General features: G+C 26.3%; 14 protein-coding genes. All 14 read left to right on the forward strand.

Annotated features, from left to right (window positions below):
* Positions 1 to 267: 267 nt before the first annotated feature.
* The 14 genes from WA340_RS02960 (at position 268) to WA340_RS03025 (ending at position 13158) form a co-directional block, all read left to right on the forward strand.
* Positions 268 to 495: a hypothetical protein gene (locus tag WA340_RS02960; RefSeq protein WP_336127216.1), complete on the forward strand. Its 228-nt coding sequence runs from the start codon at positions 268 to 270 to the stop codon at positions 493 to 495.
* 141 nt (positions 496 to 636) lie between these two features.
* On the forward strand, positions 637 to 1506 hold the full coding sequence (locus WA340_RS02965; protein WP_336127217.1) for an ABC transporter permease: 870 nt from the start codon (positions 637 to 639) through the stop codon (positions 1504 to 1506).
* A gap of 87 nt (positions 1507 to 1593) precedes the next feature.
* Entirely contained in the window at positions 1594 to 2886 is a 1293-nt protein-coding gene (locus WA340_RS02970; protein ID WP_336127218.1) for an ABC transporter ATP-binding protein, read from the forward strand.
* Positions 2861 to 4060, forward strand: coding sequence for a CatB-related O-acetyltransferase (locus WA340_RS02975; protein ID WP_336127219.1), 1200 nt, complete (start codon positions 2861 to 2863; stop codon positions 4058 to 4060). Before WA340_RS02970 ends, WA340_RS02975 begins: the two co-directional genes overlap by 26 nt.
* Positions 4061 to 4088: 28 nt before the next feature.
* Complete coding sequence (locus WA340_RS02980) at positions 4089 to 4841, forward strand: hypothetical protein (protein WP_336127220.1); 753 nt, start codon at positions 4089 to 4091, stop codon at positions 4839 to 4841.
* A complete protein-coding gene (locus tag WA340_RS02985; RefSeq protein ID WP_336127221.1) occupies positions 4838 to 5725 on the forward strand; it encodes a hypothetical protein in 888 nt (295 codons plus the stop codon). Before WA340_RS02980 ends, WA340_RS02985 begins: the two co-directional genes overlap by 4 nt.
* Positions 5716 to 6558: a polysaccharide pyruvyl transferase family protein gene (locus tag WA340_RS02990; RefSeq protein WP_336127222.1), complete on the forward strand. Its 843-nt coding sequence runs from the start codon at positions 5716 to 5718 to the stop codon at positions 6556 to 6558. Before WA340_RS02985 ends, WA340_RS02990 begins: the two co-directional genes overlap by 10 nt.
* The gene (locus tag WA340_RS02995) at positions 6555 to 7373 is read left to right on the forward strand and encodes a hypothetical protein (RefSeq protein ID WP_336127223.1); all 819 of its coding nucleotides are present in this window, start codon (positions 6555 to 6557) and stop codon (positions 7371 to 7373) included. The genes WA340_RS02990 and WA340_RS02995 overlap by 4 nt, the downstream gene beginning before the upstream one ends.
* Positions 7366 to 8418, forward strand: a complete 1053-nt coding sequence (locus WA340_RS03000) for a hypothetical protein (protein WP_336127224.1) — start codon at positions 7366 to 7368, stop codon at positions 8416 to 8418. Before WA340_RS02995 ends, WA340_RS03000 begins: the two co-directional genes overlap by 8 nt.
* The gene (locus WA340_RS03005; protein ID WP_336127225.1) at positions 8412 to 9401 is read left to right on the forward strand and encodes a glycosyltransferase family 2 protein; all 990 of its coding nucleotides are present in this window, start codon (positions 8412 to 8414) and stop codon (positions 9399 to 9401) included. The genes WA340_RS03000 and WA340_RS03005 overlap by 7 nt, the downstream gene beginning before the upstream one ends.
* Entirely contained in the window at positions 9394 to 10218 is an 825-nt protein-coding gene (locus tag WA340_RS03010) for a glycosyltransferase family 2 protein (protein WP_336127226.1), read from the forward strand. The genes WA340_RS03005 and WA340_RS03010 overlap by 8 nt, the downstream gene beginning before the upstream one ends.
* Before the next feature lie 2 nt (positions 10219 to 10220).
* Positions 10221 to 11246 carry a glycosyltransferase family A protein gene (locus tag WA340_RS03015; RefSeq protein ID WP_336127227.1) on the forward strand — a complete coding sequence of 342 codons (1026 nt, stop codon included), beginning with the start codon at positions 10221 to 10223 and terminating at the stop codon, positions 11244 to 11246.
* 35 nt (positions 11247 to 11281) lie between these two features.
* Entirely contained in the window at positions 11282 to 12364 is a 1083-nt protein-coding gene (locus tag WA340_RS03020) for a glycosyltransferase family 2 protein (protein ID WP_336127228.1), read from the forward strand.
* A gap of 5 nt (positions 12365 to 12369) precedes the next feature.
* Positions 12370 to 13158 carry a glycosyltransferase gene (locus tag WA340_RS03025; protein WP_336127229.1) on the forward strand — a complete coding sequence of 263 codons (789 nt, stop codon included), beginning with the start codon at positions 12370 to 12372 and terminating at the stop codon, positions 13156 to 13158.
* Positions 13159 to 13178: the final 20 nt, after the last annotated feature.

Raw genomic sequence — 13178 nt, forward strand, 5'->3', positions numbered from 1 at the left:
ACTGGTTTAAGTAAGATTTTTTTTGATTTTTCAATAGTATACCTCAGTCTAGTAATAATGAGGGATACATCGGTTTTTAAGTGTGATTGTTGATAATTATGTGGAAAACAGTTGTTTAAAAAATAATAACCCAATGATAAAACAAGGTAACTTAGCATTCTAAACTAATTATCAATAATAAACTAAAAATTAAAGAAATGAAGTACCTAGACAGAAGTAATCGACAAGTTCAATTTGAACGACACAGAAAATTAAAAAATAAGTTAAATGAAGTTACAAACCATATGCATAGATACTAAACAAGCATCCATAGTTTTAGGTAAAAGCATTTCACATGCTAGAACTATCATTAGAGCTATTAAAGATAGTCATAAGAAAAAAAGTTATCAGCCAGTAACTATCAAAGAATTCTGTGACTACATGGATTTACCTTATGAAGAGGTGTTTAACATGGTCAACAATATTAAAGGTGCGTCTACTTCAAAATCCGCCTAAGACGTTTCTATTTTCTTCAAGAGCTATTTCTCTAATAGCCTTTCCTTTTCTTTTTTAAGATTTTTCTCTATAAACTGTTGTTTTTTTGCGTTTAAACACCAAAAAATCGTTTATTTGTGTTGTAGCAATAAAACACAGATTTTGAATACATCACATAAGTCTGAAGACTGGTTATATACCATTTCACCCAAAAAAAAGCTAATAGATCTCAATTTTAAAGAGATTTGGCGTTATCGTGATTTACTTTTTTTATTTGTTAAACGTGATATTATAACCGTTTATAAACAAACCATTTTAGGTCCTTTATGGTTTTTAATACAGCCTTTATTTACGGCTTTAGTCTTTACCTTAGTTTTTAATAATTTAGGACAAATCCAAACAGGGTCTGTGCCTCCGTTTTTATTTAATATGGCAGGGATTACGGCTTGGAACTATTTTAAAGAATGCTTAACGGGTACTTCTAATACCTTTGTTAAAAACCAGAGTATTTTTGGCAAGGTCTATTTTCCTAGAGTCATTATGCCAATGACAGTAACTATTTCTAACTTGGTTAAGTTTGGAATACAGTTATTAATTTTTACAATTTTTTACTTGTATTATGTGTTTGCTGGCTATGATTTAACGATTAATAATCTTATAGTTTTATTGCCTGTTTATGTGTTGATCATGGCATTATTAGGGTTGGGTTTTGGTATGATTTTATCTTCTATGACTACTAAATATCGAGATTTAACGGTGCTAATTGGTTTTGGGGTGTCTTTACTAATGTATTTATCGGCAGTCCCTTATCCTGTGTCTGAAGCTAAAGCAAAATTTCCTAGTTATGTTTCTGCGTTTGTAGAGTATAATCCGTTAACGCAAGTGGTAGAAGGGTTTAGATTTATGCTGTTAGATACAGGCAGTTTTGATACCTTTAAATTTGTATATACTTTAACTATTAGTGTGTTTATATTTTTAGTTGGATTAATTGTGTTTAATAGAACAGAAAAATCGTTTATTGATACGGTGTGATGGTGGTGAGTAGTTAGTAGTTAGTAGTTAGTTGTGAGTAGTGAGTATTTAGTAGTTAGTGTTAAGGAAGTATTAAGTAAAAAAAGAATGTCAAAAGATAATATCATATTAAAAGCCGAAGGTGTCTCTAAACAATACCGTTTAGGGTTGGTAGGAACCGGAACCTTAAGTGATGACTTAAAACGTTGGTGGTATCTTATACGTGGTAAAGAAGACCCATTTTTAAAAATTGGCGAAAGTAATGACCGTAGTAAAAAAGGAGGTTCTAATTATGTATGGGCCTTACAAGATATTAATTTTGAAGTACAACGTGGTGAGGTATTGGGGATAATTGGTAAAAATGGTGCTGGCAAATCTACTTTGCTCAAAATTTTATCTAAAGTAACTTTACCAACAATAGGCGAGATAAAAACTAAAGGACGTATAGCATCTTTATTAGAGGTTGGTACAGGGTTTCATCCAGAAATGACCGGTAGAGAAAATATTTATCTTAACGGCGCTATATTAGGGATGACCAAAGCCGAAATAAAAAGTAAAGAAGCCGAAATTATTGCCTTTAGTGGTTGTGAAGGTTATATAGATACACCAGTAAAGCGTTATAGTAGTGGTATGCGTGTACGGTTAGCATTTGCAGTAGCTGCTCATCTAGAACCAGATATTTTAGTTGTAGATGAGGTGTTGGCAGTAGGTGATGCTGAGTTTCAGAAAAAAGCCATAGGTAAGATGCAAGATATAAGTAAAGGCGATGGACGTACCGTTTTGTTTGTAAGCCATAATATGGCAGCGATACAAGACTTATGTACAAGAGCTATTTTATTATCTAATGGAGAAGTCAAGTTTGATGGTAAAGTAGATGAAGTAGTTAATAAATATTTGAGCAGTAATAGTGTGACAAAAAGTAAAATAAATTTTAATACCGAAAATAATATTGACTCTGTAAAAATAAAATCTATCTCGATTTTTAATTCTAAAAATAAAAACACCTCACAATTAAAATCAGGTGAAAAATTTACTTTTGAAATTGAATTAGATGTAAAAAGGACTGTTAGAAACCCTATTTTTAGTTTGAGATTGAGTGATCTACAAAATGTTAATATTGTAACTTGGCGTTCAAATGATTTTGTAGTCTCACCTTTAGATAATAATATATATAAGGATTTTACTATAAAGCTAAGTGTAGGCAGTCTGTATCTACTTAATGGAATTTATGATATTTCTATGGGGTTTGCTGATGGTAAGGAAGTTTTAGATATGAAGATAAAGCAGGCACAAATAGAAGTTTTAGCAGATAAACCTAATTTAAAATATCATATTATTACTAAAGAAAAATCTTCAAATAGCTTAATTTTTTCAAATGCAGATTGGATTATTAATCAATAAAATATTTAAGAAAACATATAAAATGTTTTCACATAATACTTTTACAAAGAAAGAAAAGATAATTTCAATAAAAAGTATTTTATTAATATGTGACAACGATAATGAAATAGATTTAGATTTTAATAATGCATTAAATATTATAAGTGAAGATTATGATATTCAAAAATATTCTTTGAAAGATATTAAGAAAAATAAAATTAATATTGGTTTATTTGATTTTATAATATACTTCATGTCTGATACAAGAATTAGTCTTAGATTTTTTAGAAAGATAAAAATAAAAAAGGGTATATATATCAATAAAATCCTTAGTGAAACTAAATTAAATCAATTAAAGTATTTTGATTTAATATGGGCAAGTTCATATTCGATTTTAAATAAGATAAAAATTAATAAGCCTAAACTACATGCTTTTGGGGTCGATTTTGAAAGTAATGAAAGTGTATATTTAAATGATGAACGTAAGTCAATATTATGGAAACGATTTCATAATATAGATTTAAATGAGGCAGAATTAACAAAAAAAAATCAAGAATTTAAAGATTCTCCAATATGGGATATTAAATATTTTTCCATACAATTAAGAAAAGGCTTACAATTTTTTCAAAAAGATATTGATAGAAGAACCAATTTTATTGAATCTTCTCATAAATTAAAGGCTGGAAGGAACTCTTTTTACAATAAAAATTTATTAATCACTGGTGATGAATTTGTTGAAATAGGTTCTTTTTGTTCTTTTGGTAAAAATATTAGTGTTTATACATCTAACCATGATACTAAATATGCTACTACGCAAGGATATTTATACCGTAAGTATTTTAATAAAAACCATCCAGGGGAAGAAAAAAAATCTAAAGAAAGAACAAAAGGACCTGTTATTATTAAAAATGATGTTTGGATTGGCGATGGGGTTAAAATAATGTCTGGAGTAACTATAGGTAATGGAGCTTGCATAGGAGCAGGAGCTGTAGTTACTAAAAACATTGGAGATTATGAGATTTTTGCTGGTATACCAGCAAAAAGAGTAGGCTATAGATTTTCTGCAAATATTATAGAGCAGTTGTTAGAAGTTAAATGGTGGTGCTGGAGCGATTCAAAAATAGAAAGAAATATAAAGTTTTTTGAAACAGATTTGAATACAGTTGATAATATAAAACTTTTAATTGAAGAGTAATATAAGTGTTGTAAAAATAAAATTTTAAATGAAAGTTGTTATAATTTCAGGACGTTATCCAGAAACTACTTTTGATTCTTCAGTTAATCATAAATTGTATGCTGATAAATTTGGGTACACTTATATACATTGTAATTGGCCAACTAAAGCAAAAAATTTATATTTAAATAAAATTTATTACTTATTAGCTTATTTTGATTTTTTTGATTATTTGATTTGGATTGACGATGATGCTTTCTTTTTCGACTTTGATAAAGATGTTATGGATTACAAACCAAAAAATAATGCTTTTATATCTTTATGCAAAAGTCCAACTTTTAAAACCCTTAAAACACCTTTTAGTTCTGGGCAATTTATACTTCAGTGTAATTCATTATCAAAAGATTTTCTAAAGTGCGTAATTAATCAAAATTTGCAAGAAGTTAAAAGTTGGTGGCAATCTGAGTTGGGATACTTTACTAATGGAGATCAAGATGCTATGGTTTATCTATTACATACTCAACAAAAATTTATTAATGGTTTAGATTTACATGATTATAAAACCTTTAATAGTCGCTTTGAAAACTTAGAACAAACCGATGTACACCAACCATTAATTTTACATTTTACTGGTAAACCTGAAATTAAAATTAAAAATTATAATCTTACCCAAAAAAAATTAAATTTAACTTCTAGTTTGGTGCCTGTTAATTATTTAAAAGAGTATACTCTACCAAAAAAATCTCGCAAAAAACTTTTTTACAAGCGGTTATTAATTTTTTTGAAAAATAAATTTAAATGATATATACTTTTTGGAGTTCATCAAATTATAATTTACCAAATTTGATCAAGCAGGAGTTAATAAAATATTCTTATGTTTTCAATCCAAGTTATGTGAAATATAATCATATACATTACTTGGCAATACGTGTTTACTGTAAAAAAAAGAAAGCAGTTCTTTCACTATTATATATCTGGGATAGGGTTGATAGTTTTGAAACTTTTGATTTAAGCAAATATTTTAAAAATAAAATAAACTTAAATAAAGTAGCAGATCCAAAATTATTTATAATGAATAAATCAGTTTGGTGTACTTTTAATTCAGGTTACGTAGAAAAGGGTAATAATAATATTGTACTTTTTAAGCTTAATAAAAATTGTATTTCAGATTATTATAACTGTTTTTTTTCTGAAAGAAATAAAATAGAAAAAAACTGGGCTTTTTTTTATAAGGATGATTCTATACACGTACTGTATGATTTAAATAGTTTGACTATTTTAAAAGAGGAATCTAAAAATGATAATAAATTGATTTTTAGGGAATACGTAAAAAAAAATAATTTTAACAGATCTTATAGTATTGGTACGCCTTTAGTTGTTTTAAAAGAAAATGTTTATGGTTTTATTGGGCATAAAAAAATAAATAGAAAAAATAAACGGTTATACCTAGGTAGCTTTTTTAAGTTAAATACAGAGACAATGATTTGTGAAAAAAAACAAGGCCTATATATACATTCTCTAAAATCTCTTTTAGGAGTAAAATTTAAGTTTAATAAAAACTTAATATCTTGTACCTATTTTTCTGGTTTATATAAGTTAGATAAAGATTATGTAATTATAGGTTATGGTATTAATGATGTTGATTGGCGATTAAAAAAAATTAAGATAAACAAGTTATGGCGCTAAGAACATATTATTGGAATGATAGAAAATTAAGTAGGTTACAAAATTTAAAGCAATCAATTTTAAAAAAAGAAGTTTTTGGCTTCAAACACGGCAATGTTGGTGATATTTTTAATGTAGATCTAATTAAGTACTTATATAATGAAACACCTTACAGTTGTAGAACAGGCAATAATAAGCTACTATTAGTAGGTTCAGTTGCTTCTGTTATAAGAGAAAATGATATTGTTTGTGGTATTGGCTGGAAAGGCAATAATTTGTCTTCGATATCTAAAGAAATTGCGCAAACTAAAGTTTATGGGGTTAGAGGTCCTTTAACAAGGTCATTTTTTGAAAAACATGGAGCTGATTTAAGTAATTTGAAATTTGAGTATGATCCAGGATTGTTAATAAAAGAGGTTTGTAATGTTTCTTTAAAATCATCTAAAGAAAAGAATATTGTTTTTATACCTCACTATGGAGATATATCTATTTATAAAAAAAATTACCCGAAAGAATTTAAAATACTAAATGTAGACATGACACCTAAGGTTTTAGCTAAAGAAATTTTAAAGTCTAAAATTGTATATTCATCTTCACTACATGGGATTATATTTGCTCACGCATTGGGCAAACCAGCAGTTTTTGTTGCGCCACAGAGTTCTGAATCAATATTTAAGTTTAGAGACTATTTTTTGTCAATTGGTTATGACATGCCAAAGCCTATAAAAAATATTCAATCTTTTAATTTTATTTTGGATCAAGAAACTTTTTTAGATAAAGAAATAAGTATTAAAGATTTCTATTTCCCTAAAAAAAAAGAATTAGAATCTAAAAAAATTATATTTAATAAATGAAATTAATATACTTCAAATCTGATATTGGTAATTTTGGAGACGATTTAAACCCATGGTTATGGGAAAAGTTACTTGGTGACTTTACTCAATATAAAGATATAGATTTTGTAGGTGTTGGTTCTATTTTAGATGAAAGGATTAAAAGTGAAAAAACTAAAGTTGTTTTTGGAAGTGGAATTAGAGATTTTGATCTAAATATTGAAGATTTTGCCCCAATAGATATTAGATTTGTTAGAGGACCTATTTCAAGTAAAATTACAGGAGCCAAATACATTTCAGATTCTGCTTACGCTTTACGATTATTACCAAAACAAGATTACATAAAAAAATATAAAATTTCTTTTATACCTTACTTTAGGCATGTTAATCACTTTAATTGGAAAATGTTTGAAAAAATAACAGGTATCCATGTTATATTACCTACTATGCCTATTGATAAAGTTATTGAAGAGATACAATCTTCTAAAAACATTTTATCTGCAGCAATGCATGGTTGTATTTTAGCTGATGCATATAGAATACCTTGGATGAGGGTAAAATTCTCAAAACATGGCAGTGAGTCAAGTCTAACATCAGAGATAAAATGGGATGATTGGTTAAAAAGTGTTAAAATAAAAAATAATCAATCACATACATTTGGTTTCAGTTTGAATAGTAAGTTGTCTATTATAAAACAGATTATTATTACATTACTTTTAAGGTTTAAATTTAAACAAAACAAATTTACATTGTCTAGAGATGATGTAATTAATGAAATAGATAAAAAATTAGCAAAAGAACTTGTTGATTTCAAAGATAATTATTTGAATGTATAAAGTTTTAATGACATCGGATTATAATTCACAAAACACATATGTAAAAAGTATTGTTGACGAGATTAAAGGAGAGTTTATAATACAATGTGATACAACTAATTTTTGGTCTAAAGAGGAAAAATTTGATATCATACATATACAATGGGTTGAAGAATTATTAGGATGGTATAATTATGATTTAAAAGATATTAAAAAATTAGAACTTCAGTTAAATGTTTGGAAGTCAAAAGGTTCAAAAATTGTTATGACACTTCATAATGAATTGCCACATGTAGATAATATATTAAATAATATACTCTATTCTACAGTATATAAATACTTAGATGTAGTAATACATCTAGGAAATTATAGTTATAAATATCTTAAAGTTACAAATAAAGATATTGTAATTCCACATGTTAATTATTATAAGGATAGTATAGTAATCCCAAATAAAAAAGCTAAACAATATATTTCTATACCTTCAGATACATTTCTTTTTTTGAGCTTTGGTAAAATTCGTGATATTGCAGAGGAAAAGCAAATAATTAAAGCTTTTAAAAAAGTAAGAGCTAAAAACGATTTACTCTTAATACTCGGTACAAAAATACTTGGTAAACGACCTCAGTTTAAAAAAAATCCTATAAAAAGAATAACATATGAATTAAAGAAACAATATTATCTAAAAAAAGGTATTTACTTTGAAAAAAACAGAATATATAAAGACAAATTAAAATATTATTTAAATGCTGCAGATGTAGTAATTTGTCCTAGAATAAAAACTTTGAATTCTGGAGTTATTTATCAAGGGTTTTCTTATGGTAAAGTAGTTTTAGGACCAGATATAGGTAATATAGGTTCTATTTTGAAAACCATGAAAAACCCGGTCTTTAAGCCTAAAGATTCTGTATCAATACAAAATGCATTAACTAAAGCAAAGTATTTATCAAAAAAAACAAATAAAGGTGAGCTTAATTTACAAACCACTTTAAAAGAGAATAATTCAAAAAAAATAGGTTTACAACATTGTAATTTATATAAGTCAATCCTTTTAAATTTATGCTAAAACAATTTGTTACCATAATCATACCAACTTACAATAACTCATATTTAATTTTAGAAACATTAAATAGTGTTATGGCTCAAAACCATAACCAATGGGAGTGCATTATAGTAGATGATGGAAGCACCGATGACACAGAAAGCATTATAAACGACTTTATAGTTAAGGATAATAGATTTAAAATATTAAAACGTCCTCCAAATAGATTAAAAGGCGCAAATGCCTGCAGGAATATTGGTTTAGAAAATAGCCAAGGAGATTATATTTTGTTTTTAGACGCCGATGATATACTAACGATTACTTGTTTAGAAAATCGATTAAAAGAATTTAAAAGAGATGGTTCTTTAGATTTTGTTATTGCAGAAACATCTTATTACAGTAAAGGTGTAAAAGGAGAAAGATCCATTAATAAGTTTGCTTCAAATACTTCTTCTGAAAAATATTTGAAACATTTTCTAAAATACGATTTACCTTGGACTACTATGAGTGTTTTATGGAAAAGAATAACTATAAATAATATAAGATTTGATGAAAAATTACCAAGATTACAAGATGTAGATTTTCATATCAGAGTGTTACTAAGTAAGCCCTTACATAATTTTAGGTTAAATATTATAGATAATTATTATAGAAGTGAGCCAGGAAGCAAAAGTACCTATAGCCATCATAAAAAGGTGATAGATGCATCGTTAATTGTATTTAATAAATATTTAAATGGTGATTATTTGAATAAAAAACTAAAAGTAAATTTTAGGCAATTTGTTATTCATTTTTTAATTAATGAAATATACCCAAATCAAAAATTGTTTAAAAAACAAGTAAATAAAATTGACAAAGTTATACAACAAAATGAAGAGTTTTCAAATTTTGATAAAATGTATTTAATCCTTTATAAAATCTTAATAAAATATAACCTCTATAAAATAAAAGGAATAGGTATGTTTACCATTACAAAAGCAATAAAGAGAAAATTAAATTATGAATAAAAATATAAAAATTACTTTTATAGTACCTTGTTACAATCAAGCTCATTTTTTAAGCACATCTTTAGAAACAGTTCTTAATCAAACTTATGATAATTGGGAATGTATTATTGTTAATGATGGTAGTACAGATAACACAGAGAATATAGCTTTGCAATGGGTTGATAAAGATTCTAGATTTAAATATTTAAAAAAAGAAAATGGAGGGTTATCAAGTGCCAGAAATTTTGGTATAAAACACGTAACATCTCAATATGTTTTTCCTTTAGACGCAGATGATAAAATAGATATTGCTTACTTAGAAAAGGCTGTAAAAGTGCTCTCAAAAGATCCAGAGATAGAGGTTTTGACATCTCAAGTTAAATTATTTGGGACAAAAAACGAAGTGTTTAATTTACCTCAATACAACTTCAAAACGTTGTTATTACAAAATTGCTTAATAGCATGTTCAATTTTTAAAAAAGAAACATTTGAAAGAGTAGGTGGTTATGATGAAAACTTAAGTTCATTTGAAGATTGGGATTTTTGGATATCTGCATTAAAAGATGGAGGTAAATTTTACAAATTAGAAGAAGTATTATATTATTATAGAAAACAAGAAAAAGACACGTTAACCAGTAGGTTTTATAATGAAAAAGGCTACTATGATAGTTTACATGATTATATATATCAAAAACATTTAAATTTATATTTAGAATACTTTCCTAATTTCATACATGTATACAATGATTACTTACTTCAAAAAAAATTTATTAAAAAAATAAAGTCTTTACTTGTCTTTAAAGTTTATGAGTTCATTAAACAAAAAATTCGAGTTTAATTATGAGAATAGGAGAGAATATTTCAAAAGATAAATTACTAAATATAAAAGCTTATGATCATAGAGTTATCATACCCCTTTTTATACCTAGCTCTGATGGGTATTACCAACACTCTTTTAAAGTTTTTGAAATATGTATTAACTCTTTAAATAAGACCTTATGTTTGCCAACCAAAATTAGTGTTGTAAGCAATAATTCTGAGTATTCAATAAATCAACGTTTGTTAGAAATGCAAAATCAAGGTTTAATTGATGAACTGATAATAGAAAAAGAGCCTATAGGTAAATTAAATAGTATTTTAAAAGTATTACGTAATACAAAAGAGCGTTTAGTAACAGTAACTGACGCAGATATATTATTTAAAAACAATTGGTTAAAAGAAGTTTTAACTATTATGGATAACTTTCCAAAAGCAGCAGCAGTTAGTCCATTACCAGTATTTAGAACTCAAAATCATTATACAAGTAATATTATTTTTGATCATTTTTTTTCAAAAAAAATTAAATTTTTGCCAGTTAAAAATCCTCATGCATTAACTCTTTTTGCTAAAAGTGTAGGCTGGTCAAGATTAGATGAGAAGTGGAAAGATGTAATTTTAACAATCAAAAATAAAGAGCAAATAGCAGTAGTTGGTTGTAATCATTGTGTAGTTACATACAAAACAGAAATTTTTAAAACGATACCAAAACAAGATTCAAAGTACTTGCTAGGTGGTGACAGTGAAGGTGTCTATCTAGATAAACCACCATTAGCTGTTGATGGATATAGGTTGTCTACCTATGATAATTATGCTTATCATTTAGGAAACACAACTGAAGAATGGATGTATAATATTTTAAACTCATTAAAAAAGGAAACCGTACAATTAAACAGTTTAAAATATAAAGTGTTAAAAGAAAAACCAATAAGAAACTTTGTTAAAAATTATGTGTTTAAAAAAATTCTAAATAAACCTTTTGTAAAACGTTTTTTTTATAAAAAAGCAGGCCTAAATCCAAAGCAATTAAAAAATTTTGGTTTAAGTTAAAATTTTGATAAACAACATAATTAATAAAGTAAATAATGATTACAATCATTTACCCTTACAGAGAGCGAGATTTAGACCGTATAAGATTTAGTCTTAATTCACTAAATCTACAAACAGATAAAAATTTTAATGTAAAATTTGTTGATTATGGCTCTTCAATAGAACATTCTAAATTGATTAAAGAAACAATCAAAACTTATTCATTTGTAGATTATAAATATTATTATACTCAATATCAACCATGGAATAAATCTAAAGCATTAAACTCTGTTATAAAAAACTTAGAAACATCTCATTTTTTTGTTGCTGATATTGACATGATTTTCCATCCAGAATTCATAGCAAATGTTAATCAATTATCTAAAACTAATGATGTGTGGTATTATCAAGTAGGTTTTTTAGATAAAAGCACTTCAAAAGTAGAAAAATCATTCTCAGAGTATACTGTAAAATTTAAAAGTAATAAGGAAGCAACAGGATTAACATTATGTCCTACTGAGTATGCAAAGAATATAAGAGGCTTTGACGAAATTTATCATTTTTGGGGAAGTGAAGATACAGATTTTCATGAAAGGTTAAAAAATAAAGGTTATGATGTCAAGTTTTACTCAGAAAAATTACTTTTACTACATAAATGGCATAAAACTTACAGAAATAAAGAAAAAAAATATCTTACTAAAAAATTACAGGTTAACGGTATTGTCCAGTTTAATAAAAATCAACTCGACTTTGCTAAAGTAAATAAACGTGTAATAGTTAATGATGTTAATTGGGGGAGAATTATGAGTCATGAAGAATTTGTTGATCTGCAAAAAGCAGATAATTATATTGAATATAATAACTATCTTTCAACTATAAATCATTTTTTATACCAGCAATTAACCAATATAAAACCAGGTACGTATCATTTTAAATTTAAACTAATAGATAATAAAGACTATTTAAAATATTTATATAATCTTATTTTTAAACGCAAAAAGAAAATGCCTAAACTATTAAGCTTAAAAGCGGTAAATGATAAGTTATTATTTCACATCATAAATTTTTATCATAATAAAAATTATTGTTTTAAAGTTTCAGATGATAAAACCTTCATATTTTTGTCAATTAAGATATAAATATTATGATATCGGTAGTAATTAGAAATAAAAATCAAGAAGTTGCATTAGAGTTTTTACTTAAAAACTTAACAACCAGATATATTGATGATATAGATGAGGTTATTGTCTTAGATAATCTATCCTCAGATAGAAGTGAAATTATAACTAAATCCTATGGAGCTAAATTTGTTACTATTAAAAATTTCAGTTACGGGGGAAGCGCTAATGTTGCAGCGGAAGAAGCATCTAACAATATAGTTGTAATCTTTAGTGCCCATTCTTATCCTGTAAGTCATGATTTTTTTAAACTAATTAAAGAAAAATTTAAAAACAGGAATGATTTAGCAGGTCTTAGATGTCTGCATAGTCCTAATGATTATAGAAACTATATAAATAAAGTTTCATCGAAAGATGATCCTAATAAATCAGGTTTGATTTTTTCAGGTTCTGCATTTAATAAAAAGGTTTGGGAAAAGCACAAATTCAATAAAAATGTAGCTACTTTTGAAGATAAAGAATGGTCAAAACGAGTTATTGAAAAAGGTTATAAAATTGAGTTTGTCCCTTCAATTTTTAGTTACGAAATAAAACGTACAAAAAAACAACAGTTCTTTAGATTTAAAAATGATTTAACAGGTAATTATCACTTATGGCAAGAGCAACCTACGCTTAGAAATGCTTTTAACCTTTTAGTTGCATCAATTTTAAAACTTACTAAGAGTTTTATTATTGATCTTTACTATGTTTTAAAACGATTTTACTTCATTATAAAGTTTATTTTTAATAAACCTAAACCGTTAAAAAAAGTTTAATACTTTTAGAATAGTTCGTT

It is taken from the genome of Mesoflavibacter sp. CH_XMU1422-2 (assembly GCF_037029245.1).
GTDB classification, from domain to species: Bacteria; Bacteroidota; Bacteroidia; order Flavobacteriales; family Flavobacteriaceae; genus Mesoflavibacter; species Mesoflavibacter zeaxanthinifaciens.

Excerpts from the sequence above, each read along its gene's own strand:
- WA340_RS02960 (WP_336127216.1), top strand. The coding sequence starts at position 268 with ATGAAGTTACAAACCATATGCATAGATACTAAACAAGCATCCATAGTT.
- WA340_RS02970 (WP_336127218.1), top strand. The coding sequence starts at position 1,594 with ATGTCAAAAGATAATATCATATTAAAAGCCGAAGGTGTCTCTAAACAA.
- WA340_RS02975 (WP_336127219.1), top strand. The coding sequence starts at position 2,861 with ATGCAGATTGGATTATTAATCAATAAAATATTTAAGAAAACATATAAA.
- WA340_RS02980 (WP_336127220.1), top strand. The coding sequence starts at position 4,089 with ATGAAAGTTGTTATAATTTCAGGACGTTATCCAGAAACTACTTTTGAT.
- WA340_RS02985 (WP_336127221.1), top strand. The coding sequence starts at position 4,838 with ATGATATATACTTTTTGGAGTTCATCAAATTATAATTTACCAAATTTG.
- WA340_RS02990 (WP_336127222.1), top strand. The coding sequence starts at position 5,716 with ATGGCGCTAAGAACATATTATTGGAATGATAGAAAATTAAGTAGGTTA.
- WA340_RS02995 (WP_336127223.1), top strand. The coding sequence starts at position 6,555 with ATGAAATTAATATACTTCAAATCTGATATTGGTAATTTTGGAGACGAT.
- WA340_RS03000 (WP_336127224.1), top strand. The coding sequence starts at position 7,366 with ATGTATAAAGTTTTAATGACATCGGATTATAATTCACAAAACACATAT.
- WA340_RS03005 (WP_336127225.1), top strand. The coding sequence starts at position 8,412 with ATGCTAAAACAATTTGTTACCATAATCATACCAACTTACAATAACTCA.
- WA340_RS03010 (WP_336127226.1), top strand. The coding sequence starts at position 9,394 with ATGAATAAAAATATAAAAATTACTTTTATAGTACCTTGTTACAATCAA.
- WA340_RS03015 (WP_336127227.1), top strand. The coding sequence starts at position 10,221 with ATGAGAATAGGAGAGAATATTTCAAAAGATAAATTACTAAATATAAAA.
- WA340_RS03020 (WP_336127228.1), top strand. The coding sequence starts at position 11,282 with ATGATTACAATCATTTACCCTTACAGAGAGCGAGATTTAGACCGTATA.
- WA340_RS03025 (WP_336127229.1), top strand. The coding sequence starts at position 12,370 with ATGATATCGGTAGTAATTAGAAATAAAAATCAAGAAGTTGCATTAGAG.